Genomic DNA, 24,439 nt, shown 5'->3' with positions numbered 1-24,439 from the left:
GGAATGGCTCTTTCCGGGCACCGGTGCGGCTTAGCGTGAACCTCCCAGATCAGAGAGGTTCGCCATGATCGCTTCCCGAATCCGGCGCACGAAACGATCGACGCGGCTCGCGGTCCTCGCGTGTTCCGTGCTGTCGCTGGTGGCCTGCTCTTCGCCCGCTCAGACCGACAGCGCCCGGCCCGCCGCCGCGGGGTCCGGGAACATCCAGCAGCTGCTCGGCCCGGCGAACAAGTTCGTGGCCCCCGGTCCCGCACTGGACCTGAGCTCACTCGCCGGGAAGAGCCTGTGGTTCGTCCCGATCTCCGCGGAGATCCCGGTACTCGCAGTGGATCTGAAGGCACTGCAGGACGCGGCCAAGGCGCTGAAGATGTCGGTGCAGGTGTGCGACGGGAAGCTGAGCCCGGCCAGCGCGGCGGCGTGCATCAACTCGGCCGTTTCCGCGGGTGCGGCGGGGATCGTCACCGACGGCGTCGACATCCGGGCGGTGAAGACCGCCGTGGACAACGCCGCCGCGCACAATCTGCCGATACTGGCCGGCGGGCAGGTCGGCACCGACACCGCCAATCTGCGGTACTTCGACCTCGGCGACATCGAGGCGCAAATCGCTGCGGCGCAATGGATCATCGCCGATTCCGGCGGCAAAGGGAATGTGCTGATCACCGAGGACACCGACGATCCCGGCGCCGCACACGCGATCGAAGCGGGCAGCAAGGCGACGTTCACCAAGGACTGTCCTCATTGTCCGGTCACTGTGGTCACTTACACCACCGGCACGGTCAACCGGCTCAGCACCCTCGTGAGTTCCGCCTTGCTGCGTAACCACGACATCGACTATGCCCTTGCGAACTTCGACTTCCTGATCCCGATGATGGTCACCGGTGCCCGTACCGCGAATCCGAGCGCGAAGATCAAGTTCGTCGGGATCGAGGCAGCGCTGAGCTCGATGCAGCTGGTGAAATCCGGCGGACAGGCCGCGGATGCGGCAGTCAACCGGAATTACGGGGGCTGGGCGGCCATGGATGCCATGCTCCGGCTGCTGCTGGGTAAACCGGCCCCCACCACGAACTTCCTGCCGGTGCGGGTGTTCGACAAGACCAACATCGACGCCATCGGCCCGCTCACCAACGAGGCCGCGCTGGAAGGCAGCTGGTTCGGCCCGGTCGAGTACCCGCAGCAGTTCCGCAAGCTGTGGGGCATCAATGGCTGACCCGGCGCCGCGGCTCGAGCTGCACGGCGTGTCGAAGACGTTCGGGCACCGCCGTGTCCTGTCCGATGTGGACCTGACGGTGCGCGCCGGGGAGATCCACGGCGTGGTCGGCCAGAACGGGTCCGGCAAGTCGACGCTGGCCAAGGTCATCTCCGGCTACCACGCCCCGGACCACGGCGCCCGGCTCGCCATCGACGGTACGCCGGTCCCGTTCCCGTTGCGGCTGCCCGACTTGCATGCCGCCGGAGTGTCCATTGTGTACCAGGATCTCGGCATCCTGCCGGACCGGACGGTGACGTCGAACGTCCGGATCGGCGCCATGCAGGGCCGGGGGATCAGCCGCCGCATCGACTGGCCGCGCGAACGCGGGTATGCCGCCCGCACACTGGACCGGCTGGGCTATGCGGGCAGCATGGACCAGCTCGCGCAGCATCTGTCCGAAGCGGACCGGGCGCGGGTCGCGATCGCCCGCGCACTGCAGAACCACCCGGCCGGACGCGGACTGATCGTCCTGGACGAGTCGACCAGAGCGTTGTCGCCGGGCGCATTGGCCGAGTTCTACGCGACACTTCGTTCTCTGGTGCGCGAAGGAACGTCCGTGCTGTTGATCGCCCACGGCCTCGACGAAGTGATCGAATACTGCGACCGGGTGTCCGTGCTCCGCGACGGCCGTTGTGTTGCGTCCGGAGTGGACACTGAGGGCCTGTCGGAAGCGACCCTGGCCGTCACGATGCTCGGTGACGCACTGGCGGATTTCCACCGCCCGGAAAGGGAAATCGGCGAACCCGGCGACATTCGGATCGACGGGCTGCTCGGTGCCGGATTGACCGAACCACTGTCGCTCGACCTGGCTCGCGGCGAGATCGTCGGCCTCACCGGCATGCCCGGGTCGGGATTCGATACGGTCACCTATTTGCTCGGCGGTGCATTGCCTGCGTCCGGGAAACTTGTCGTGGATGGAAAAGAACTGCGCCGGACCGGATCGGCACTCGCGCGTCGCGGGGTCGTGCTCGTGCCGGGTCAGCGCATGGTGGAAGGGCTCGGCGCAGAACAGTCCATTCGCGACAACGTCGTGCTTCCGTGGCTGCCGAACCGTTCCCGGAAATGGTCGGTCGGCCGGTGGCGCGACACCGCGACGAACTCGACGATCAAGAAATTCGGCGTCGTACCGGCGAATCCGGCGGCGAATGTCGGCACGTTGAGCGGAGGCAACCAGCAGAAAGTCCTGCTCGGCAAATGGCTGGCCGAGAATCCGCGGCTGCTGCTGGTTAACGAGCCCACGCAAGCGGTGGACGTCGGCGCGCGGCGCGACATTCTCGAAGCGCTGCACCGCGTTGCCGAATCCGGGACCGCCATCCTGCTCGCCTCCGCCGAAGCGAGCGACCTGTCCGCGCTGTGCGACCGAGTCCTGGTGTTCGGCCAAGGCCGCGTCGCCACTGTCCTGAATGGACCAATCTCCGCGCACGACATTCTCGACGCGACCTGGACGGAGCCCGCCAGATGACCGACGAAGCACTCGAAATCACGCGCGTTCCGCACGCAACCCCGGCCCTCCTGCGCGCCGGTGGGGCAGTGCTCGGCCGCGGTTCCCTCGTGGTCACCTGGGCAGTACTGGTCGCCGTTTTCGCGGCCACCAACGGCGCGGTATTCCTGCAAGCCGGAACCTTCCAGACGATTTTCAGCTCACCCGTGCACCTCGTATTCCTTTCGCTCGCCTTGGTCGTGACGTTCATGGTCGGCGAATTCGACCTGTCGGTGTCCGCGACCATGGGATTGGCGGGCACGCTCACCGCATTGCTGAGCGTGAACCACGGCCTCGACCCATGGCTGTCCAGCCTGATCGCCATTGCCGCGACCGCCGGAATCGGTGCGATCAATGCAATCCTGATCGTGGTGGTCGGGGTCAACGCCATTGTGGTCACCCTCGGCATGGGCACGCTGCTCGGCGGAGTCGCGTTGTGGCTGACCAATCTGAACACCGTGCAGGGTCTGCATTCGTCGTTCACCACTGCGTTCAACGGCACTCTCGGCGGACTGTCCCATTCGTTCTACTATGGACTCGCGGCGACTGTCCTCGTGGCGTACGTGCTCGCGAAAACCCCACTGGGACTGCGGATGTCGTTCGTGGGCACCAACCGCGAGGTCGCGCGTCTCGCGGGTGTCCAGGTGCACCGGATCCGGATGGGTTCGTACGTGGCGTCCGGGGTGTTCTGCGGGATCGCCGGGGTCACGCTCGCCGCCTCCCTCGGCGGGTACGACCCGGCGACCTCGCAGACGTACCTGCTCCCCGCGTTCGCCGCGGTGTTCCTCGGCACCGCGGCGATCCAGCCCGGCCGCTTCAACGCGCTCGGTGCGGTGATCGCGATCTACTTCCTGCAGACCGGCATCGTCGGGCTGCAACTGGCGGGTGTGACGGGCTGGATCCAGGACGCGTTCTACGGCGGTTCCCTCGTACTGGCGGTGACCATCTCGACGTTGATCCGGCGGCGCGTCAGTACGTAGGCACTTTGAGGTACCGGATCGCGTCCTCCAGCGCGATCTGGACCCGCGCGTACACACGGGGGTTGAGCAGCACGGTGCCGTCGAAATCCCCGCCGGAGGCGAAGATCGCGACCGGCAACGTCAGTGCCTGGAAGAAGCCGAACAGCGGCCGCAGCGCGTGCTCCAGCACGAGCGCGTGGTGGTCGCCGCCGCCGGTCGCGACCAGCAGCACCGGCTTGCCGGCCAGCGCGTACTGCTCGACGAGGTCGAAGAAATGCTTGAACATCCCGGGGTACGACCCGCGGAACACCGGTGTCGCGGCGATCAGCAGGTCGGCTTCCTCGACGCGCCGCAGCGCTTCTTCCACCTCCGGCGAAACGTCCTCGCGCTCGATCGCCCCAGCGAACCCAGGGCCGAGGCGGTACACGTCGACCCGCGACGGCACAATGGCGGTCATGCGATTGAGCGCGTCGAGAATGACGTCGACGAGCCCCATCGTCTTCGACGGCCGGCTCGGGCTCCCGTTGACGACCACCACCCGCAGCCCGCTCATACCGTTTCCTTAGTCCGCGCCGCAACCTCGCGCCGCACGACCGGAGCCACCTCGGTGCCGAGCCGCTCGATGGCTTCGAGGTGCTCCTTCTGCGGCAACCCGCCGAAGCCCATCTGGATCAGCGCGCGGTTCAGCCCGTACAACTCGTGGTACGCGAGGAGCTTGTCGATGATTTCCTGCGAGCTGCCCACCAGCAGCCCGGACCCCGGCGACGACTGCGCGTCGAACGCGGACCGCGGGAGCATCATTCCCTCGCCGCGCTGGTGGTTGTTCTCAAGCATTCCCTGGGCGAAGTAGGGGTACATGAGGTCGCGCGCGTCCTGGCTGGTGCGCCCGACATACCCGTGGACGTTGATGCTGATCGGCAGCGCATCTGCGTCGTGCCCGGCTGCTGTCGCGGCTTCCCGGTACAGCGCAACGGTTTGCTCGTGCAGCGTCATCGGCCCGAGCAGTAACGCGAGCGCCATCGGCAGCCCGCGCTGCCCGGTACTGACCGCCGACGCAGGTGACCCGCCGACCCCGACCCAGATCGGCAGCGTGTCCCCGTCGGCCCGCGGCCCGATGTCGGCGTTGACCAGCGGCGCGCGGAAGCGACCCTGCCAGGTGATCGGGTTCTGCGCGCGGATGGCGAGCAGCAGGTCGAGCTTCTCGCGGAAGAGGTCGGCGTAATCCCGCAGGTAGTATCCGAAGAGCGGGAACGATTCGGTGTACGACCCGCGGCCCGCGATGATCTCCGCGCGCCCGGCCGAGAGCAGGTCGATGGTGGCGAACTGCTCCCAGACGCGCACCGGATCGTCCGAGCTCAGGACGGTGACGGAACTGGTCAGCCGGATCCGCTCGGTCCGCTCGGCAGCCGCCGCGAGCAGAATCGCGGGCGCCGACCCGGCGAAGTCGGTCCGATGATGCTCGCCGACCCCGAACACGTCGAGCCCGACCTGGTCCGCGAGCCGCGCCTGCTCGATCGTCTCGCGAACCCGCTGCCGCGGCGAGGGCAGGTCCCCGGTGACCGGGTCCCTGGTCAGCTCGCCGAATGTCATGATGCCGATTTCGAAGGCCATTGCTCCTGCTCCCTCTCTATTGCCGTCCCGGATTAACCTGCCTGCGCAGACAACTATTTCCGCCGGTGACCCGGATCACCCGCCCGGCGGACGGCCCGGCTACCGTGTCCGGTATGGCAAGCCTGCGGGACCTGGAACAGGAGGCGTGGAGCGGTTTCCTGCGCACGCACGACCGCTTGTGGCGGCAGCTGGCGGCCGGGCTGGCGGAGCTGAACGTGAGCATGGCGGAGTACAGCGTGCTGGCCCTGCTGGACAACGCGGGCACGGCGGGCCTGCGAATGTCGGACCTGGCCGAACAACGCCTGATGTCCACCGGCGGCTTCACCCGCCTCGCCGACCGCCTGGTGAGCCGGAACCTGATCGAACGCCGCCAGTCGGAGGTCGATGCCCGCAGCTATGAGGCCGTGATCACCTCGGCGGGCCGGGCTCTGATGCGCAAAGCCCGCCGTCGGCACCACGAGGACCTGCGGTCTCTCTTTTTCGGCCACCTGGATGACGACCAGCTCCGGTTCTTGGCCCGGATCTGGCGGGATTTGGATTGAGCCCCGGGTGCCGATGGTGGGTGAGTGAAGGGGTGGAGTTCGATCGCTGCGCCGCTCCGTGCACCCGGTCCGCCGCGTGACTCGCTTTGTCCGGTCGCTGTGCCCCGCCCGGTCCTGACCGCATTTACCTGCTCGGCCAGCCTCGTCCAGCGTGCCCGCGCGGCCGACTGCCCCCCGCCCGGTCCCGTATGGCTGGGTCGCGGCCGCTCGGCTGCGCGGCGGACTGCCCGCCCGGTCCCGTCTGACCGGTCGAGCGCGTCCACCCTGCCCAACCCATCCCACCACCACCCCACCCAGCTCAGGCGAAATGTCCGGTTTTCGACCATGGGCGGTTGTCCCCCGCTGGTGAACTGCGCATGCTGGACTGCTACTCGGCAGGAGCAGGGGAAGCGGTATGCACCAGCGCAGCGTTGCGGTCCGGTGGTCGGCGGGCGAGGTGCCCGGGGTGGTGCGGTCCGGGCCGTTTCACCGGGCGCTCGCGGAGGCGGTCGACCGGCGCGGGCTGTCGCTGTCCCGGCTGCGTGCGCACCTGGCTGCGCACGGGGTTTCGGTGGCCGAGTCGACCTTGAGCTACTGGCAGCGTGGTCTGCGGAGCCCGTCGACGCCCCGGTCGCTTGACGTCGTCCGTGCGCTCGAAGCGGTGCTTGGCCTTCCCCCGGACAGCTTGGTCGTCCTCATCGGCCCGCACCGTTCCGGGGTCGAGGTGGACCGGCGTCCGTCGCTGCCGGAGCTTCAGCACAGCTGGGCGGAAACGTGTGCGCTACGGGAAGAGCTGTGTGCGACGCCGGGCGCTTCGGAAAACGCAGACCTCGACGTCGCGACCGTCGTGGACGAGCTCGCCCTCGGTGCGGAGGGCCGGACCGAGGAAATCTCGTCGACGATGGTCGTCCGTGCGCGGCGGCCGGGGCCGGACAGTTTCCTCGTGACCCACCAAGACGAGGACGGCAGTGACGTCACCGCAACGACGATCGTCGCCGTGGACGGGTGCCGGGTCGGGCGGGTGCGGCGGAGTGTCCAGTCGGCGGGGATGGTGTTCGAGCTGCTTTTCGACCGGAGCCTGGCGGCGGGCGAGACCCACACGTTCGGCTTCACCTTGCGCCCGGCGGCTTCCGTTCGCCCGGACAGTTTTCACCGCATCGTGCGGTCGAGGATGTCGGCGTACCTGTTGCGGCTCCATTTCGACCCGGCCGCGCTGCCCGCCCGCTGCCTTCGCACCATCCGGCCGAGAGAGGATCTCGCTCCGCTGGTACGAGAACCGCTGTTCTGCGCCCCGGGCACCACGGCAAGCGCGTATTTCGAGGAGCTGGGGGTGGGAATCGCCGGAGTTGACCTGATCTGGGACTGACGCAGCTCACCTCGGACCGGCCCGCTTCTTCACCCGCCGCCGCACCGTCAGCGTCGCGGCCAGCACCGCCGCGGCGCCGAGTACCACCAGCCCGGTCGTCAGCGGACCAGCAGGTCCGGCATCCGAGCGCACGACGTTCTGCTTGAACCCGATGCCGCCGTTGCGCTGGTACTCCGAGCCCGGCAGCTTGTCCGCGTAACGGTCGTGGACCTGGCGCTGATAGTCGGCCAGCGGGACGAACTGCCCCACCGGCGTCTGCGGCAGACTCGCCTGCAACAGCACGACCCCCGTCGGGCCGAGGTCGTACCACCCGTTGATCTGGGGTTCGTTCAGCAGTACCGAACCGGGGCGCAGCCGGGTGCTCAACGTCTCCTCGTCGTTGCCGGACAACACATTCCCGACCACCCATCCGCCCGGCGCGCGGTTGTCCGGCGCCGCGCGGAGGGTGTCTTTCGCGCCGGTGTCCGCGGTGGCGGTCACCGCGACGGAGCGCAGCACTCCGGCCGGGGCGCCGGGGTCGCCCGTGACGAAGCCGGGACTGAGCGTGTACACCGGAATTCCGGTGCCGGAGACCGTGATCCGGCCGGGGTCGGTGCGGCCGACCTGCCGGAAGTTCGACTTGGCGAAGCTGATCGCACGCGCCGTGCTCGCGGCGTGCACCGCGGCGGCGAGGTCCTGCGCCGAGGGCGGGGTGACCCAGGCCCCCGCCGCCGCGGTGGTTGCGGCGGGCAGCAGCGCCGCGATCGCGGTGGTGACACTCATGGCGAACTTCCGGCAGATCGTGCCCATGGCGGCCGCTCAGCCCTTCCGGATGTTGACGACGGTGTCGTTCCACCTGAACTGGGCGTTGCTTTGGTACTGGTGGTAGTCCCAGGTCTGGTAGCGCTGGAAGGACGGCCACGGGTCGCCGACCATGATCGACTGGTTCGCGCTGTCGTACCCGTAGATCACCTCGGCGTGGCCGCCGCCCGAGGTCCAGTAGATGCCGGTGAGGTTGAGGATTCCGGAGTCGACCTGGTTCTGGATCGAGGAGTAGCTGATCGGCCCGCCCGCGTCCTGCGCGGAGAACCCGGTGCCCTGGAACCCTTGCACGATCTCGTAGATCTGCGCGGCCTCGTTCGGGCAGTACCCGGACATGGCGCCTTTGCCTGCCGCGCAGAAGTCCTCCTGGGAGGCGCTGCCGCCCTGGGACTGTTCGATGCTGGCGCCGTCGGCGGCCCAGCACCACTGGTCGTTCTGCTGGACCTGCTGGCTGTATTCGAGCTGGTTCGCTGCTTGCACCGCCCGGGATGCCCGAGCCGCACCCAGCGGCTGGACCTCTCGAACCTGCGTGTGGGTAGCGGTTTTCTCGAGCCCGTGCGGCCGGCTGACGTCACCGTTGGACGTCGCCGACGCAACACCGGGTACCAGCGCGACGGCGAGCGCCGCCGCGCCGGTCGCGAACGTGATCCGGACGGTCCGCCGGGTAGGTCGGTAGTCCATCGAATCTCCTTGTGCCAGAGGGGAAGGGGAGCTGGATCACTGTGTGCGCACCCGTTCCGGCCGGGCAATGCCCCGGCTGCCCGGTGTGAGCGTTCACAGCCCCGTTCGCCGTGTCCACGACCGGCACCTTGGTGACGTCTTCGCAATATTCACAGCTCGTTCACCGCACATGAACCACGCGGACGGCGGTCCGCGGCCCGGATGCCGTCGTCGGCTACATTCGAAGGCATGCCGGACACGCAGTACGAAGACCTGCTTCAGCACGTGCTCGACACGGGCGCCCGGAAGGAGGACCGCACCGGTACCGGGACGCGGTCGGTCTTCGGGCACCAGCTGCGCTACCGCCTGTCCGACGGCTTTCCGCTGGTCACGACCAAAAAAGTGCACTTCCGCTCGATCGCCTACGAGCTGCTGTGGTTCCTGCGCGGCGACGCGAACGTCACGTGGCTGAAGGAGCACGGCGTCACGATCTGGGACGAGTGGGCCGCGCCGGACGGCGACCTCGGCCCGGTCTACGGGGTGCAGTGGCGCTCGTGGCCGACCCCGGACGGTGGACACATCGACCAGATCAGCGAGGTACTGCGCACGCTGCGTGACAACCCCGACTCGCGGCGGATCATCGTGTCCGCCTGGAACGTCGCGGACATCCCGCGGATGGCGCTTCCGCCGTGCCACGCGTTCTTCCAGTTCTACGTGGCCGACGGCAAGCTGTCCTGCCAGCTGTACCAGCGCAGTGCCGACCTCTTCCTCGGCGTGCCGTTCAACATCGCGAGCTACGCGCTGCTCACGCACCTGATCGCGGCCCAGGTCGGCCTCGGCGTCGGCGACTTCGTGTGGACCGGCGGCGACTGCCACATCTACGACAACCATGTCGAGCAGGTCCGCACCCAGCTCGCCCGCGAGGCGCGGCCGTTCCCGTCGCTGAGCCTCCAGCCCGCGGACAGCCTGTTCGACTACACCTACGAGCACTTCGCGGTCGAGGGCTACGACCCGCACCCCGGCATCAAGGCTCCGGTGGCAGTGTGAGCAGTGTGAGCAGTGTGAGCAGTGTGATCGGGCTGATCTGGGCGCAGTCGGCGAACGGCGTCATCGGCCGCGACGGCGCGTTGCCGTGGCATCTGCCGGAGGACATGAAGCGCTTCCGCAGCCTGACCGCAGGGTCGACCGTGCTGATGGGGCGCCGCACGTGGGAGTCGCTGCCGCCGCGGTTCCGTCCGCTGCCGGGCCGGCGCAACCTCGTGCTGTCCCGCACGCCGCAGGACGGGGTCGAGACGTTCCCCGACCTGGCCAAGGCGCTCGCCGCGGCGACCGGCGACGTGTGGGTGATGGGCGGCGCGGCGGTGTACCGGGAGGCGCTGCCGTTCGCGGACCGGATCGAGGTGACGGAACTCCGCGAGCACTTCGAAGGCGACGTCCAAGCCCCGGAAATCGGCCGCGAGCCGGACTCGGCCGGGGAATGGCAGGAGTCGGCGTCCGGGCTGCATTACCGATTCCTCACCTGGCACTGATCTCGGACCGCCGGAAGTAGCGGACACTCCCTGGCCGCTATTGCTGCGAGGCTTCAGTCGGGTTACCGGAACTGAGGAGAGATCATGGCTGTGAATGCCGTCGTCCATTTGAATTTTCACGGCGAGGCGCGAGAGGCGCTGGAATTCTATCGGTCGGTATTCGGGGGTGAAGTCCGTGTCGCGACGTACGGTGATCTGGGCATGCCTGCGGACGCGCCCGGTGCGGGTAACGTCGTCTTCGGGCAGGTCGTCGGGGAGAACGGGTTTCGCGTGATGGCCTACGACGTTCCTGGCGAAGCTGTCGCATCCCCGGCGGGCCGGACCACCCGGAAAAACGGAATGACCGTCACCACGGAGAAGTTCTTCCTTTCGGTGCAAGGGGAATCCGTCGAGGAGGTCGGCGAATTCTGGAAGAAACTGTCGGATGGCGGGACGGTCATCGAGGAATACGGTCCCGCGCAGTGGGCTCCGGCATTCGGAATGCTGACGGACCGATTCGGGGTCACCTGGGTGCTCGACGTCGCGGCTTGACCGGCCCGGTCGCCTGTCCGGGATGATGGCGGCCGTGGAGACCGAACGATTGCGGTTGCGCCGGTTCACCGAGGCGGACGTCGAGCGCTTGGCCGAGCTTGACAGCGACCCCCGGGTGATGCGCTTCCTCACCGGCCGCCCGACCTCGCGCGCCGAGATCGAGCGCGAGGTCTTGCCCACGATACTGCGCGACTACGAGCGGGGACCGGCCGGTCGCTGGGCAGCCGAGGAACGCTCGAGCGGAGCGTTCCTCGGCTGGTTCGCCCTCCAGCCCCCGGAGGACGGTGGCACGAGTGAGCTGGAACTCGGTTACCGGCTCCGTGCCGCCGTCTGGGGTCGCGGGTACGCGACGGAGGGTGCCCGCGCGTTGGTCCACAAAGGATTCTCGGACCTGGGCGCGGGGCGCGTGTGGGCCCAGACGATGGCGGTGAACACCGCTTCCCGGCGGGTGATGGAAAAGGCCGGGCTGAGCTATGTCCGCACTTTCCATCTGCATTTCGACGATCCGCTTCCGGGCACGGAACACGGGGAGGTCGAATACGCCCTCACCCGGGAAGCGTGGGCGGCCGCATGAACGGGAGGAAAGCATGAACCGTGACGTAGTGATCGTCGGGGGTGGGCACAACGGTCTCGCGGCTGCGGCGTACCTCGCCCGTGCCGGGCTGCGCGCCTTGCTCCTCGAGCGGCTGCCCCGGCTCGGCGGCGCGGCGATCAGCTCGGCACCCTTTCCCGGCGTGCCCGCGCGGCTTTCGCGTTACTCGTACCTCGTGTCCATGCTCCCGGATTCCGTTGCCCGCGAACTGGATCTCGACGTGCAGCTGCGGTCGCGCGCCACTGCGTCATACACCCCGGCTGTCCGCGACGGACGCCACCTCGGGCTGTACGTCGAGCGCGAGGAAGGAGCGGCGACCCGTGCGTCGTTCCGCGCGCTGACCGGAGGTGACGACGAGTACGACGCGTGGCGTCGGTTCTACGCCCAGATGGCGGACGTGGCGAAGGTGGTCGCGCCGACGTTCACCGAGCCGCTCCCAGCCGAATCCACGCTACGGGCCCAGATCGACGACGACCTCTGGCGCGCGCTGGTCGAGCGCCCGCTCGGGGAGGTCATCGAGCAGCGGTTCGCCGACGACCTCGTGCGGGGCGTGGTCGCGACCGACGGGTTGATCGGCATTTTCCGTGACCTGCACGACCCGTCGCTCGCGCAGAACCGGTGCTTCCTCTACCACCTCGCCGGAAACGGGACCGGGGAGTGGCGGGTCCCGGTCGGTGGCATGGGCAAGGTCAGCGAGGCGCTGGCGCGGGCGGCCGCCGAGGCCGGGGCGGAGCTGCGCACCGACGCCCGGGTCGACCACATCGACCCCGGTGGCGAGGTGGTGTGGCACGACGGCTCCGGGCTGCGTAGCGTGCACGCTCGTTACGTGCTGGCCAATGTCGCGCCGTGGACGTTGCAGCGGTTGCTCGGGCAGCCGGAACCGGAGACCAAGCCGGAGGGCTCGCAGGTAAAGATCAACTTCTTGGTGTCGCGGCTGCCGAAGCTACGCAGTGGAGACGATCCGCGCACGGCGTTCGCGGGTACGTTCCACGTTGCCGAGGGCTACTCCCAGCTGCAGATCGCGCACGCCGAAGCCGCGCAAGGCCGGATCCCGTCGACGCCGCCCGGCGAGCTGTACTGCCACTCGCTGACCGACGATTCGCTGCTCGGCGACTTGTCTGCCGCGGGCGTCCACACCTTGACCTACTTCGGCCTGCACCTGCCTGCGGCGCTCTTCGCCGGTGACCATGCGAAACGCAAAGAGGAGGCGACCAGCCGGGCCATTGCGGCCATCGACGCGTACCTGGCCGAGCCGCTGATGGACTGCGTGCTGCGTGCCCCGGACGGCCGCCCGTGCGTCGAAGTCAAGACGCCCCAGGACGTCGAAGCAGACCTGGCCATGCCTGGCGGGCACATCTTCCACGGTGACCTGAGCTGGCCGTGGGCCACCGAGCCGCTGGACACCCCGGCCCGGCGATGGGGAGTGGAAACGCCGCATCCGACCGTACTGCGGTGCGGGTCCGGCGCCCGCCGAGGCGGCGCGGTCAGCTGCCTCGGCGGGCACAATGCGGCCAGGGCAGTCCTCGAACTCGCCGGTTCATGAAAGCAGTACAGGTACCGCCAGCCAACCGGTCCTAGACGGCTTCGAGGACGAAGAACAGAAAGCTCAAGAACGCACCGGAGGGAAACTTCCCCAGCTCCTCCGGGAAAAGCTCGCGGGCTTCCGGAGCCGGGGGTGGTTCGCTGATCACCGCGGTGCGGAACCCGGCTGTGGTGAAGGCGTCCGTCATTGCGTGCAGGGGGCGGTGCCAGTAGGTGAGCACCGCTTCCTGGCCGTTGAACGTGTACTCCTCGGACCATTTGGTGGTACCGAAGTAGCTGGCCTCGGGGTGGACCATCTTCAGGAGGATCGGATGGTTGACCGCCACGATCAGGCGTCCGCCGGGCTTCAGGACGCGTCGTAGCTCGGCCAGTGGGGCGGTCCAATCCTCCAGGTAGTGCAGCACCAGGGCCGCGACGACATCGTCGAAGGCACCATCGGGGTAGGGGAGCGGCTGGGCGATGTCGGCGACCCGGAGGTCGGTCTCGGTGCCGAGGCGCTGCCGCGCAAGCTCGATCATCTTCGCGCTGCGGTCGAAACCGGACACGACGGCACCCCGCTCGCGGAGCGCCGCGGTCACGGCACCGGGGCCGCATCCGGCGTCGAGAATCCGCCGGTCGGCGACGTTGCCGGCCAGGTTCACGATGGCGGGCCGGGCGTAGTAGGCGTTGATGAGACTGGTCTCGTTCTCGACGGTGTAAGCCTCGGCGAAGGTGTCGTAGTCGTTTGCGACAGAGTTCTCGGCCATGGTTGCCATGGTGCCCACGGATCTCCCGGCTCGCCACGAGGTCCCGCAGGAGCGCCTCAGCGAGACGAGTCGAGGACGCTCGCCACGAAGTCCGCCTTGCCTTCCGTGTACGCCTCACGGTCGTGCCCGCTTTGCTGCGCCAGACGACGTTTGAGGTCCGCATACCGCTGCGCGAGGCGAGCGTCGCTGCGGAGTGCGTCGCGGAAGGTGAGCTGGTCGGTCCACCGCTGGTGTCCGGTCTGGATCAGGTGCAGATGCGCCTCGCGTCGCTGCCCCGACGCGTCCGGTTTGACGAAGAAACGCCGCCACGGTCGCAGGTCCAGCTCCGGCGGCACATAGCACCAGCCCGCCGCAGCGAGTCGATCCGCTGCTTCCTCGACCGCCGTGTCCAGATCAGCCACGGTGACCATCAGGTCCACGATCGGCTTCGCCGCCAGGCCGGGGACAGCCGTCGACCCGATGTGCTCGACCCGATCCACCAGCCACGGTGCGAGCAGATCGCTCAACTGCTCGCGCTCCACCGACGCTCGAACCGCCCATTCCGGATCGTACGGCCGGACTTCCGCCCGCTCGTATGCCCATTGCGGAGCAAGCACCTCGGGATACCCGAACGCCCCAACCAAAGCCGGATCCTGGAACTTCATCACCCGCGACACACCCTCGGCCGTCGCGTCCAGGACCACCGCTCCGTCGGCGCGAAGGACCCCATCCCCATCCCGGTGATACACCACCGCCGCGGGTTGGCCGTTCGCCGTGGTGGCGACCATCCGCCAATCGCCCGCCGTGCCCAAAACGTAGGTGTCCAGCACGTGGATGCACATCGACCGGCCGGACTGCCAGTCTCGGAACGGGGTTGCCTCCAAGGTGGCGTCCGCGCGCAGCACCTGCTCCAGCAGAGCAGCGTCGGAGCGCTCGAAAGCGGCGATGTACCCCTCCAGCAGCGCGCGGGCTCGTTCGTCGGTCGGTTCGAGCAGGGGTTCCGGTTCCCGGTCGGCCAGCCGGGCGCGGGCGCGTTGCAGACCGCTCTTGACCGCCGCGGTGGTGGTGTCGAGGATTTCCGCGGTTTCGGCTGCCGAGAACGCCAGTACGTCGCGCAGGATGAGGATTGCGCGTTGCCGCGCGGGCAGGTGCTGCAGGCTCGCGATGAGTGCCAGCCGCACTGACTCGCGCGCGATGGTCACCGCGGCCGGATCGTCGGCGGGCGGGGCGATCCACGCGTCCGGCAGCGGTTCCAGCCAAGCGACCTCACCCGGCGCGACCACGCTCGGCACACGGCCGGGTTCGCTGCTCGGCCCCGTCAGCCCGGAGGGCAGGAGACGGATCCGGCGTGGCTCCACCGCGCGCAAGCACACGTTGGTGGCGATTTTGTACAGCCACGACCGGATCGACGCACGGCCCTCGAACCCGGCATAGGACCGCCACGCCCGCAGATACGTCTCCTGCACCAGATCCTCGGCGTCGTGCGCCGACCCGACCATGCGGTAGCAATGCGCCAGCAGTTCCCGCCGGAACTGCTCGGTCTCGGCCGCGAACCGGCGTTGGTCCGGAGCGCGCAGAGGGGAGGTCACGCACGCGAGCCTAACGGCACGGAACCAGCGCGAGTTTACCGATCGTGGCGCGGGTTTCGAGTTCCGCCAGCGCTTTCGGGCCGTCTGCCAGGTCGTACGCGGTGGGCTCGCCGGGGGCCAGCACACCGGCGGCGATGAGGGTGAACAGCTCACCCATGACCTCGCCGAAGACCTGCGGTGCGGCCTGGATCAGCATGCCGATGTTGAGCCCGACGACGTGGACCTGGTGCCGGTAAACCAGGTCCCAGTTGGACAGCGAAGCCTCGCCACCCGCCAGGCCGTAGACGACGACCCGCCCGGTCACCCGCTTGGCCGCCGCCAGGCTGGCCTCGAAGGTCGCGCCACCTGCCGATTCCAGTACCAGGTCGGCGCCGCCGGTCAGCCGCAAGACCTGGGCGGCGAGGTCGTTGCTGAGGGAGTCCAGGATGTGGTCGGCACCCAGCGCCCGCACGATCTCGTGTTTGCCGGGCGACGCGGTGGCGATCACGGTCGCGCCGTAGTGCTTGGCCATCCTCACCGCGGCCTGACCGGTGGCGCCCGCGGCGGCGTGGATCAGCACGGTCTGACCTGCGGCCACCGCACCCAGCGGCTTGAGCGCGGCCAGTGCCGTCGGCCAGTTCACGACGAGTCCCAGCGCCTGCTGGTCCGTCCAGCCGGGCGGGACCGGCATCGCCGCGGCCGCGGGCAGCACCAGGTACTCGGCGAAAGCCCCGTCTCCGACACCGACGACGTGCGCCCCGAGCTGCGGACCGGTGACCCCCTCACCCATCGCGACGACCTCACCCGCGGCTTCGAAACCGGCCACGTACGGCGGCTGCGGGCCGTTCCGGAACGTGCCGTGGGCCTTCGAGAGGTCGGCGAAGTTGACGCCCGCCGCGGTGACGCGGACCAGGACCTCGCCGGGGCCGGGGCTCGGCACCGCCGCGTCGGTGATCAGGCGCAGGTCCTGCGGTCCGTCGAGGGACGTCTGCTGCAACGCGTGCATGGTGGCGGGAATGCTCATCGGGCGGGTCCTTCCTCGGGGTGGATGCTCTCCCCAGGTAGATCCGGGCCACCGCCGAAAGGAATCGCGTATAGGCCGAATGTGCGCGGGATCGGGCACGGTGCTGCCCGTGTGGATCGAATTCGACACCGACGACGTCCCTGCGCGCGACCGGTTCGACTGCTGGGCCGAGTTCGGCATCACCAGGTCGAGGGTGCCGGTGTGGCTGCGCTGCCTCGACGACGCCGGTTTCCGCGGTTCGACCAGGGCTCTCGACCTGGGTGACGTGCAGATCTTCGCCCTGAGCCATTCGCCGCTGCACGTTCGCCGGACATCGGCGTTGATCCGCCGATCGGACCCCGAGGCGTACCAGTTCGTCTTCGTCGCCGAGGGCGAATGCGTGCTCGGCCAGGCCGAGCGTGAGGCGCGGATCGGGGCAGGGGAGTTCGCGATGTACGACACGTCGAGGCCGTTCACCGGTCTCCGGCGGGGTACCCCGGACGTCCCGTCGGTCGTGGTCGCGGTCCCGCGGGCGCTGGTGCCGCTGCCCGGGAACCTGGTCGCCCAGCTCACCGCCGTTCCGTTCGACGCCCGGTGCGGGATGGGTGCGGTACTGCGCCGATGGTCGGTCGACGTCCTGTCGCGCACCGACGCCCTCGCCCCGCCCGACGCCCGTACCCTCGCCTCGGCCACCGTCGACCTGGTCGCGGCCGCCCTCGCCGCACCGCTGCACGCCGAGAAGGCCTTGAGCCCGGAAGCCCGCCGCCGGTCTCTGCGGCTGCGGATCGACGCGTTCATCGACAGCCATCTCGGCGAGCCCGCGCTGACCCCCACCACGGTGGCCGCCGCCCACCACATCTCCCTGCGGCTCCTGCAGCGGCTCTTCGCCGAGGACGACACGAGCCCCGCCGCTTCGATCCGCCGGCGGCGCCTGGAGCGATGCCGCCTCGACCTGGCCGACCCGGACCAGCACCGGCGTCCGATCCACGTCATCGCCGCGCGCTGGGGCTTCGCCGACCACGCCCACTTCAGCCGCCTCTTCCGCACCGTGTACGGCCTGCCCCCGAAGGACTACCGGGCGCGGATCGACACCGGGCCGGCGCGGATGATCAACGACGCACACCCGCTCCTGCCGAGATCCTGAAGCCACCCGGGCGACCGTCCGGGAGATCCGACATTCACCCGAAGGAGCAACAGCAGTGCGTCTCCGCCACATCGCCGCCGCGACCGCCGCAATCGGCACCGCGTTGGCCGTCCTCACCCCCGTTTCCCCGGCACTGGCCGCCTCGTGCGGAGGCGCCGGGATCGACCCCGTCGGCGGCTCGTACACCGAGGTACGGTCGAACTGCTCAGTCGCAGGAAGCCCCGGACGGCACGTCACCTACGAGGTCTTCGGGGACCGGAACTTCAAGCGGCAGCGCGCCGTGGTCCAGGTACTCGGGTTCGAGAGCGGCAGGGCGACCTGGTACTCGCTCGGCACCATCGCCCCGGGCCCGTCGGTGTACAAGACGGTGCCGTGGGGCAACAACGTGGCGTACCCGAAGATCCGCATCACCGCATCGGACGCCGCGAGCGCCTTGGTCGCGAAGATCACCTTCAACCACTGAACCGCATCAACCGGGGAACCGAGCCACTCGCCGATCTCCACCGCGGCGACCATCGCCTTCGCGTCGGCCGGTAAACAGGCTGCGTCGCCGGTTGCGACAGCGTGACCCCGGAATCCCCGACGGTGGAAGGGATTTTGGCGAAACGTGCGGCTGGAACTGGAGATGGCGCAACGGCTGGCGAGTGGTGACGGGTTGCCGTCACCGGGCTTGCGCTGGTCCGGTGGTCCGTCCCACCACGAGCTCACCGCGGAGCAAAATCCCCCCGGTTTCCACGTGGTTGTCGTGGATCAGGTCGTCGATCAGCCGGACGGCGGCGTCGGCCATGCCGTTCACCGGGACCCGGTTCGTGGTCAGCCCCACGGCCTCGTGGTCGAACGGCGGGATTCCGTCGTACCCGGCAATCGACAGCTCCCCGGGGATCGAGATGCCCAGGTGCGCCGCGGCGGCGAGCGCGTCGAGCGCGGTCCAGTCGTTGTTGCACAGGATTGCCGTGGTGCCGGTTCGGTAGAGCTGCTCGACGACAGGGGCGAGATTGTCATCCGGGTTGATCATGACAAGGTCGCTCAGGAGACCGGCGCGGTCGAGCTCGTCGCGCATCCATGCGATGCGGGCCCACTGGGTCGGGGATTGCTCGGGCGAATAAGCGAGCAGGGCGATGGAGCGGTGGCCATAGCCGGTCACGTGGTCGATGAGCGCCTGCGCTTCGCGCGGGTCTGGGGCGACGAAGGGTACGCCGGGGTTGGCCGGCTGGCCCATCTGGCCGACCAGTACCAGCGGGACCCGCGAGGCGACCTGGCGGATGGTGCGCGGGTCGACGGTCGGGGCGGCCACGACGATTCCGGCGGTCCGCATGTCGGCCAGCAGCATCAGGGACCGGTAGTTGGCCTCGTCCGGCTGGTCGCCCGAGGCGAGGGACATGACCTCGTACCCGCGGTCACCGGCGGTTTCCTCGAACGCGCCGGCGAGGCTCGCGTAGAAGGGCGAGCGGGTCTGCCGGAGGAACAGGCCGAGGATGGCCGACGAGCGCGCGGTGAGGTTGCGCGCGATCTGGTTCGGCACGAAGTCGAGCTGCTCGATCGCGCGCCGCACCTTCTCGAGGTTCTCCGGGCTGACCCCGCCGTGGCCGAGCACCGCCCGGGAGGCCGTCGACTTCGATACCCCGGCGAGGGCGGCGACGTCGCGGATGGTGCTCGGCCGCCGGCCGGGCGGCATCGCGGTCATGCTGTCGGTTCTCCAGTTCTGCCTGCGGTGACGCGGCCTTCACGCCCGGGTCGCGAACGACGGGAACCGGGCGGTGAACTCGTCGTCGGACTCCAGGAGCCGCCGGGCGTAGGCCGGCGAGTTCGAAGCAGTGGCGTCCACATCGACCTGCACGATACGGCGTACGTCGCCGGGTCCTTCGATCAGCGACGCCGCGACGCGCCGTCCGCGGTCGTGCAGCTCGGCCACGAGCTCCGTGCTGAGCTGCGGAACCGGGACGAAGACGGTCGAAACGTCGAGCCGGTCTGCGTGGTCGCGCCAGTTGCCGGTGACGTCGGGGATGTGCAAGGCGATCCCGCGGGCGCCACCGGTCCACTCGGCGCGGAAGTCCGCGAGCGACAACGGGTCGAAGCTCGTGACGAGGCACCGGTCGCGGCCGGGGTGGTCGCGGAGGAACCGGGCGAGCGGACGGGCTGCTGCCGGGGCTTTGATCTCGACCTGCAACAGCACGCTCGTCGTGTCGAGGGCTTCGGTGAAGGTGGGGATGAGCTGGCCGTCGCCGAGGTCGATGGTGCGGGCTTGGTCGAAGGTCAGTCGTTCGATCGGGACGTCGAGGTGCGGGGTGGGTGCCGCGGCGGTTCGCTGGACGGTGTGGTCATGGAGGAGGACGAGTTCGCCGTCGAGCGTGGTGCGGATGTCCAGTTCGATTTCGTCGACCCCGGCGCGTTCGGCGCTGGCGAAGGAGACGAGGGTGTTCTCCGGTGAGTCGGCCATGTTTCCGCGGTGTCCGCAGAGGACGAACCTGCGGTGGTCAGCCATGTTGTGTTCCTCCGGTGAGCAGGGGTTCGAGGGCGTCGGCGAGGGGCGCTTCGGCAGCGAGTAGCAGTTCGAGGCTGGGTGGCCCGCCTCGGGGACCACGGACGACGGCGCCCGCTTGGGTGGCGATGAGTGCGGCGGCTGCGTAGTCCCAGATCGGCAGCCGACGGCCGGCGTGTGCGTCGGTGCGGCCCTCCGCGACGCCGCAGATGTCGAGCGCGGCCGAGCCGACGAGCCGCAGGTCGCGGATCCGGGGGGCGAGCGCGGCGAAGTCGGCGAGGACCTTGGCGCGGATTTCCAGGTCGTAAGGGATGCCGGTGGAGACGAGGGCTTTGGCCAGCGGCACTTCGGTGTTGGCGCGCAGCTCCTGCCCGTTGCGCCGAGCGGGATGCCCGGCCGCCGCCGTGTACTCCAAGCCGAGCGCGGGCGCGTGCACACAACCCGCGAGAGTGCGGCGTCCATCGGTCGCGGCGATCGACACGGCATAGCTCGGCGAGCCGTACAGGTAGTTCACCGTGCCGTCGATCGGGTCGACGATCCAGGTGATCCCACTGGTACCCGGTGCTTCTCCGGTCTCCTCGCCGAGGATGCCGTCGGCAGGCCGGAGCGCCGCGAGCCGTTTGCGGATCAACGCTTCGACGGCGGTGTCGGCCTGGGTCACGATGTCGAGGTCACTGGATTTCGTTGCCTGGACCCGGATATCGCCGCCGCTGCGCAGGTCGGCGGCAAGGGCGGCCGCGTCCGCAGCGACTTCCCTTGCGATGTCCAGCAGTTCGAGCACATTGGTCATTTGAGTCCGCTCCTGGCGAGGCTGGCCACGAAATGTCGTTGCAGCAGTAGGAAGATCACGATCATCGGCAGGGTGGCCATCGCTCCTGCGGACATCAGCACGTTCCAGTCGGTGACGGCCGTACCGCGCAGCAGGGCGAGGCCGGGCCCGAGGGTGAGCTGGTCGACATCGCGGTTGACGACGATCGGCCACAGCAGCTCCTTCCACTCGTTGAGTACAGTCAGGATCGCCAGCGCGATGAGCCCGCCGCGGCTGACCGGCAGGACGATCGTGAACAGGATCCGCAGATGCGATGCGCCGTCGATCCTGGCCGCCTCGATCAGCTCGCGGGGCACGCCGCGGAAGAACTGGTACAGCAGGAAAACCCCGAACACGTCGAACACATTCGGCAGGGCGAGCGCGACGAGTGTGTTCGTCAGGTGCAGTTTCGCCATGATCGAGAAATTCGGGAGGATGAAGATGTCACCGGGGACCATCAGGAGCATCAGCACCAGCAGCAGGATGATCCGGACGCCCGGCACCTTGATGATCGCGAGCGCGTACGCCGCGAGCGAGGCGATCAGCAGCGTCACCAGCGCACGTCCGAGGGACACGAGGACGGTGTTCGCGAGCAGGCGCAGGAACGGCAGCTTGGCGAAAACGTCCTGCACGCCTTGCAAGGTGGGCGGCGACGGGAGCACCGACGGGTCGGCCTGCAGTGTTTGCGTGGTGGTCATGAGCGCGGTGGCGACCATCCACGCGAACGGCGCGAGGATCACCAGGCCGACCACGACCACCATGGCGCGGGTGGACCAGCGGATGCGCGGCATCAGCCGTCCTCCCCGTAGTGCACGAACCGGCGCTGCAGACGGAACAAAGCCAGCGAGACAGCGAGAATCAGCACGAACAGGACGAGCGACACCGCAGCCGCGTAGCCGCGTTGCCCGACCCCGACGAACGCGAGCTGGTAGTAGTAATACAGGACCGTCATCCCGAAGTTCACCGATGTCGACTGCTCCGGGGGCAGCAGCAGGTACACGACGTCGAACAGCTTCAGCACGCTGATCGTCGTCGTGAGGACCACGAAGAACAGCGACGGGCTCAGCAGCGGAAGCGTGATCCGGAAGAACCGCCGCACCGGCCCGGCGCCGTCGAGGGTCGCAGCTTCGTAGACTTCCGCGGGGATGTCCTGCATACCGGCGTACAGGATGATCGTCGGCACGCTGAACGACAGGTACAGCACGATCACCGTCACGACCACGGTGACGCCGGTCGGGCTGCCGAGCCAGCTCACCGGCGATGCCCCGATCGACCGGATCATGGTGTTGACGAGTCCGTACTGGGTCTGGAAAAGCCAGCCGAACACGAAGATGATGGCCGTCGGCAGGCACACCGCAGGCAGGAACACGATCGCGCGGAACACCGACTCGCCGCGGAACCGGTGCTGCATCAAGGTCGCGCACAGCAGCGACACGACGACCACGGCCGGTACCGCGATCACGGCAAACTTGAAGGTGTTCACCAGCGCGACGCCGAGCTGGCTGTCGGAGAAGAGCTCGCGGAAGTTGTCGAATCCGATGAACCGCGCCGGCCCGAAGGCGCCCGCTTTCGTGAAGGACAGCCACACGTTGTAGCCGAACCCGTAGAACCGGAAGACGAGCAGTCCGGCCAGAAATGGGGCCAGGAAAAGGAAACCGATGAGGGCGCCCCGTCGCGTGCTCATCGGAGTGCCTTGTCGAGGATCTCGTCGATCCCCTTCGCCGCGTCGGCCGCGGACCGGGTACCGGCGTAGAACGGGCCCATCGCGGTGCTTTCGATCTGGGGGAGCGGGGCGCGCGTGGCCGGGTACTGCGTGGACGTGCGCAGGTAAGTCTGCTGCCGCGCCGTCGCAACGGCTTCGCTCAGCCCGGCCAGCTTCGAGTTCGCCGACACGTACGCCTGCAGCGTGGCCTCGTCGTTGTTCACGGGGATCGCGGCGCCGCCCTCGGCGTGCAGCTCGGCGCCCTTCGTCGAGGTCAGGTACTCGATCAGTTTCCAAGCCGCGTTCTTGTGCGCGGAGTTGACATTCATGACGTAGGAGAGGCCATTGGTGTCGGTGAGCCACTTCCCGTCGACCGACGGCAGCCGCACGACGTGGAACGTCCCGGCCGGAGCGGCCGCCTTCGAGAGGAGACTGAGGTTCCAGGACGGGATTTCCGCCATCGCAACGGTTCCGGAGATGAGCGACGACGCCGGGTTGAAGTCGGCCGAATCGGCGACCCGCGGGATCAGGCCCTCGTCCTGAAGGCCTTTCATCATGGTGAGGGCCCGGATTCCTGCCGGTTCCGACACCACGCCGGTTTTGTTGTCGACGACCTTGCCACCGAGCTGGTGGACCAAGCTGGCGACACCGTTGTTGAACGTGCGGTCGTAGTACATCGGAACGTCAGCCGGTGACGTCTGTTTCGCCTTGACTGCCTTGGCGATCCGCACCATGTCGTCCCACGTCCAGTCATTGGCCGGGACGTCGGTCACGCCGAGCTTGGCGAACACCGCGGAGTTGTAGACGAAAACCCAGGTGTCCTCGTCCTTCGGGATGCCGTACTGCTTCCCGCCGGACTTGTACAGGTCGACGAACTTGGCCGGATAGTCCGACAGCTTGAGCCCGGTCTGCCGGATGTACTCGTCGAGCGGCTCGAGCGCCCCACCGTCGATGTACTGCGATACCAAGGAACTCTGCCACATCACGTCGGGGCCTTGACCGGCACTGAGCGACGCGTCGAGCTTCGTGTAGTACTGGTCCTGCGGGACCTGCTGCAGGTCGACCTTGAGGTTCGGATACTTCGCCTGGAACCCGTCGACAGCCTTCTGGACCCCGGCTTTCTGCGCGGGGTCCCAGATCATCAGGCTGAGGGTGGCGGCCTCGTCGCCACCGGAGGAGCCGGCCGGGGAACAACCGGCAATCGCCACCGCGAACGACATCGCGACAGCAGCCCGGCAGGCGAAGCGCCGGAGGCGAGCGGGAGAACGCATGGGTGTGGCCTTTCGGGAGCACGGTGGCCGGGACCGGTCCCAGTGGTGGATCGGGTGGATTCCGGGAGAGATAACTGGGACCGGTCCCACCATAGCTGGTGTGGGGTGGAATGCAAGGTGAAATCACGTTGAAGCTCCGGTATCGGCCTGCTGACGGGGACCGGTCCCAGTCGTTCGTCGGAGCGGTCGGTGGTCAGCCCGGCAAGGAGTACCGGCCGGTGGTGTGGATCGGGAACCGGTGTCCTTGTCCGGGCGGAGCAGCCGGACCTGGCCCCGATCCGCCGCCACCCCGGTCGACCGGGCTGCCTCGCGCGCCGCCTGTACCAGGTAATCCTCGAGGGATTCGGCGAATGGCAGCTGTCCGGGCAAGCACGGGATCTCGAACGTCGGGTAATGCGGACCGGGTGGTCGAACTCCTCCCCACCGTCCCACGCGCGGAGCATCCGGTCGACGTTCATGGCGTACGTCCCCGCCAGGGTGTGTACCCGGTCCGTCGCCGCAGTGCCGCCGGACAGGCACGTCGCCAGTTCGTCGTCTCGCCGGGCCCGCAATTCCTCGATCGCCGAGAGGTCGCGGTCGCACGGGACAACCGCTCGATACGACCCCGCCGGACCTTCGGCGGCGGGGCGGTGTGCGCCAGCGCAGTCAGGACGCTGGTGGCGAACCGTTGTGCGTAGCGCTCCAAGGCCACATAGGACTCGGCCTCGGGCCCGTGCGCGTAGTTCGGGTTGATGTCACCGAGCGCTCCATGCCGGAACACGGTGTCCGGCCGGTTTGGACTCCCGCACGAACTCGAGCACCTCGACGTGGGTGTCCCCGTGGCGCGGTCCGTCGCCTGACCAGCCGAACTCCAGGCCTGCTGCGAGATTTCCGGGGTCAAGCCGAGTAGATCGCAGCC

The 24,439-nt window shown here is 68.6% G+C and carries 25 protein-coding genes and 1 pseudogene; 12 read left to right on the top strand and 14 right to left on the bottom strand.

Annotated features, from left to right (window positions below; translation table 11 throughout):
* The first annotated feature begins 64 nt into the window (after positions 1 to 64).
* From OO71_RS05785 to OO71_RS05775, 3 genes are read left to right on the top strand one after another with little or no spacing between them, the layout of a single operon-like run.
* Positions 65 to 1,207: a sugar ABC transporter substrate-binding protein gene (locus OO71_RS05785; protein ID WP_033288563.1), complete on the top strand. Its 1,143-nt coding sequence runs from the start codon at positions 65 to 67 to the stop codon at positions 1,205 to 1,207.
* Positions 1,200 to 2,711 carry a sugar ABC transporter ATP-binding protein gene (locus tag OO71_RS05780; protein WP_033288562.1) on the top strand — a complete coding sequence of 504 codons (1,512 nt, stop codon included), beginning with the start codon at positions 1,200 to 1,202 and terminating at the stop codon, positions 2,709 to 2,711. Before OO71_RS05785 ends, OO71_RS05780 begins: the two co-directional genes overlap by 8 nt.
* A complete protein-coding gene (locus OO71_RS05775; RefSeq protein ID WP_051791047.1) occupies positions 2,708 to 3,709 on the top strand; it encodes an ABC transporter permease in 1,002 nt (333 codons plus the stop codon). The genes OO71_RS05780 and OO71_RS05775 overlap by 4 nt, the downstream gene beginning before the upstream one ends.
* On the opposite strand, the gene OO71_RS05770 is transcribed toward OO71_RS05775, so the two are convergent.
* Positions 3,699 to 4,241, bottom strand: coding sequence for an NAD(P)H-dependent oxidoreductase (locus tag OO71_RS05770; RefSeq protein WP_033288561.1), 543 nt, complete (start codon positions 4,239 to 4,241; stop codon positions 3,699 to 3,701). The genes OO71_RS05775 and OO71_RS05770 overlap by 11 nt on opposite strands.
* Positions 4,238 to 5,299, bottom strand: coding sequence for an LLM class flavin-dependent oxidoreductase (locus OO71_RS05765; RefSeq protein ID WP_033288560.1), 1,062 nt, complete (start codon positions 5,297 to 5,299; stop codon positions 4,238 to 4,240). Before OO71_RS05765 ends, OO71_RS05770 begins: the two co-directional genes overlap by 4 nt.
* 113 nt (positions 5,300 to 5,412) lie before the next feature.
* Between OO71_RS05765 and OO71_RS05760 the strand changes: the two genes are divergently transcribed.
* Together OO71_RS05760 and OO71_RS05755 are read left to right on the top strand one after the other, a co-directional pair.
* Positions 5,413 to 5,841, top strand: coding sequence for a MarR family winged helix-turn-helix transcriptional regulator (locus OO71_RS05760; RefSeq protein ID WP_156096187.1), 429 nt, complete (start codon positions 5,413 to 5,415; stop codon positions 5,839 to 5,841).
* 394 nt (positions 5,842 to 6,235) lie between these two features.
* Positions 6,236 to 7,186 carry a helix-turn-helix domain-containing protein gene (locus OO71_RS05755; protein WP_051791044.1) on the top strand — a complete coding sequence of 317 codons (951 nt, stop codon included), beginning with the start codon at positions 6,236 to 6,238 and terminating at the stop codon, positions 7,184 to 7,186.
* 6 nt (positions 7,187 to 7,192) lie between these two features.
* On the opposite strand, the gene OO71_RS05750 is transcribed toward OO71_RS05755, so the two are convergent.
* Both OO71_RS05750 and OO71_RS05745 read right to left on the bottom strand, forming a co-directional pair.
* A complete protein-coding gene (locus OO71_RS05750) occupies positions 7,193 to 7,948 on the bottom strand; it encodes a hypothetical protein (protein ID WP_245633576.1) in 756 nt (251 codons plus the stop codon).
* A gap of 36 nt (positions 7,949 to 7,984) precedes the next feature.
* Complete coding sequence (locus OO71_RS05745; protein ID WP_051791042.1) at positions 7,985 to 8,668, bottom strand: papain-like cysteine protease family protein; 684 nt, start codon at positions 8,666 to 8,668, stop codon at positions 7,985 to 7,987.
* A gap of 228 nt (positions 8,669 to 8,896) precedes the next feature.
* On the opposite strand from OO71_RS05745, the gene OO71_RS05740 reads away from it, so the two are divergent.
* The 5 genes from OO71_RS05740 (at position 8,897) to OO71_RS05720 (ending at position 12,842) form a co-directional block, all read left to right on the top strand.
* Positions 8,897 to 9,694, top strand: coding sequence for a thymidylate synthase (locus OO71_RS05740; protein ID WP_033288558.1), 798 nt, complete (start codon positions 8,897 to 8,899; stop codon positions 9,692 to 9,694).
* 14 nt (positions 9,695 to 9,708) lie between these two features.
* A complete protein-coding gene (locus OO71_RS05735) occupies positions 9,709 to 10,176 on the top strand; it encodes a dihydrofolate reductase (RefSeq protein WP_245633575.1) in 468 nt (155 codons plus the stop codon).
* 84 nt (positions 10,177 to 10,260) lie between these two features.
* Entirely contained in the window at positions 10,261 to 10,707 is a 447-nt protein-coding gene (locus tag OO71_RS05730; RefSeq protein WP_033288557.1) for a VOC family protein, read from the top strand.
* Positions 10,708 to 10,732: 25 nt separating this feature from the next.
* Positions 10,733 to 11,281 (top strand): GNAT family N-acetyltransferase, encoded by a 549-nt coding sequence (locus OO71_RS05725; RefSeq protein WP_245633586.1) that lies wholly within the window; start codon positions 10,733 to 10,735, stop codon positions 11,279 to 11,281.
* Positions 11,282 to 11,294: 13 nt separating this feature from the next.
* Positions 11,295 to 12,842 (top strand): phytoene desaturase family protein, encoded by a 1,548-nt coding sequence (locus tag OO71_RS05720; RefSeq protein WP_033288555.1) that lies wholly within the window; start codon positions 11,295 to 11,297, stop codon positions 12,840 to 12,842.
* Positions 12,843 to 12,873: 31 nt separating this feature from the next.
* Here the strand turns inward: OO71_RS05720 and OO71_RS05715 are convergent, their stop codons facing one another.
* The 4 genes and pseudogenes from OO71_RS05715 to OO71_RS05705 all read right to left on the bottom strand — a co-directional run bounded on the left by OO71_RS05715 (position 12,874) and on the right by OO71_RS05705 (position 16,158).
* Positions 12,874 to 13,587 (bottom strand): class I SAM-dependent methyltransferase, encoded by a 714-nt coding sequence (locus OO71_RS05715; protein ID WP_425388653.1) that lies wholly within the window; start codon positions 13,585 to 13,587, stop codon positions 12,874 to 12,876.
* Positions 13,588 to 13,643: 56 nt separating this feature from the next.
* On the bottom strand, positions 13,644 to 14,183 hold the full coding sequence (locus tag OO71_RS53270; protein WP_425388655.1) for a GrpB family protein: 540 nt from the start codon (positions 14,181 to 14,183) through the stop codon (positions 13,644 to 13,646).
* A pseudogene (locus tag OO71_RS53265) lies at positions 14,184 to 15,155 on the bottom strand (RNA polymerase subunit sigma-70); the annotation flags it as partial. It lies immediately after the preceding gene.
* Positions 15,156 to 15,165: 10 nt separating this feature from the next.
* Entirely contained in the window at positions 15,166 to 16,158 is a 993-nt protein-coding gene (locus tag OO71_RS05705; RefSeq protein ID WP_033288554.1) for a zinc-binding dehydrogenase, read from the bottom strand.
* Between the two features lie 109 nt (positions 16,159 to 16,267).
* Between OO71_RS05705 and OO71_RS05700 the strand changes: the two genes are divergently transcribed.
* Positions 16,268 to 17,281 (top strand): AraC-like ligand-binding domain-containing protein, encoded by a 1,014-nt coding sequence (locus OO71_RS05700; protein ID WP_162186032.1) that lies wholly within the window; start codon positions 16,268 to 16,270, stop codon positions 17,279 to 17,281.
* A 55-nt stretch (positions 17,282 to 17,336) separates the two neighbouring features.
* Positions 17,337 to 17,744 (top strand): hypothetical protein, encoded by a 408-nt coding sequence (locus OO71_RS05695; protein WP_033288553.1) that lies wholly within the window; start codon positions 17,337 to 17,339, stop codon positions 17,742 to 17,744.
* A 198-nt stretch (positions 17,745 to 17,942) separates the two neighbouring features.
* Here the strand turns inward: OO71_RS05695 and OO71_RS05690 are convergent, their stop codons facing one another.
* The 6 genes from OO71_RS05690 to OO71_RS05665 are packed head-to-tail and all read right to left on the bottom strand — an operon-like array spanning position 17,943 to position 23,541.
* On the bottom strand, positions 17,943 to 18,965 hold the full coding sequence (locus OO71_RS05690) for a LacI family DNA-binding transcriptional regulator (RefSeq protein WP_033288552.1): 1,023 nt from the start codon (positions 18,963 to 18,965) through the stop codon (positions 17,943 to 17,945).
* Between the two features lie 39 nt (positions 18,966 to 19,004).
* On the bottom strand, positions 19,005 to 19,763 hold the full coding sequence (locus OO71_RS47040) for a glycerophosphodiester phosphodiesterase (protein WP_051791040.1): 759 nt from the start codon (positions 19,761 to 19,763) through the stop codon (positions 19,005 to 19,007).
* Entirely contained in the window at positions 19,756 to 20,550 is a 795-nt protein-coding gene (locus OO71_RS05680; protein WP_033288551.1) for an inositol monophosphatase family protein, read from the bottom strand. Before OO71_RS05680 ends, OO71_RS47040 begins: the two co-directional genes overlap by 8 nt.
* Positions 20,547 to 21,359 (bottom strand): carbohydrate ABC transporter permease, encoded by an 813-nt coding sequence (locus OO71_RS05675; RefSeq protein ID WP_033288550.1) that lies wholly within the window; start codon positions 21,357 to 21,359, stop codon positions 20,547 to 20,549. The genes OO71_RS05680 and OO71_RS05675 overlap by 4 nt, the downstream gene beginning before the upstream one ends.
* Positions 21,359 to 22,252: a carbohydrate ABC transporter permease gene (locus tag OO71_RS05670; protein WP_033288549.1), complete on the bottom strand. Its 894-nt coding sequence runs from the start codon at positions 22,250 to 22,252 to the stop codon at positions 21,359 to 21,361. The genes OO71_RS05675 and OO71_RS05670 overlap by 1 nt, the downstream gene beginning before the upstream one ends.
* Positions 22,249 to 23,541, bottom strand: a complete 1,293-nt coding sequence (locus OO71_RS05665) for an ABC transporter substrate-binding protein (protein WP_162186031.1) — start codon at positions 23,539 to 23,541, stop codon at positions 22,249 to 22,251. The genes OO71_RS05670 and OO71_RS05665 overlap by 4 nt, the downstream gene beginning before the upstream one ends.
* Between the last annotated feature and the right edge of the window lie 898 nt (positions 23,542 to 24,439).

The sequence above is a fragment of the Amycolatopsis jejuensis genome, from assembly GCF_000717335.1.
GTDB lineage: Bacteria > Actinomycetota > Actinomycetes > Mycobacteriales > Pseudonocardiaceae > Amycolatopsis > Amycolatopsis jejuensis.
The sequence above is the reverse complement of the archived record's forward strand: the minus strand, read 5'-3'. Positions and strand labels throughout refer to the sequence as shown.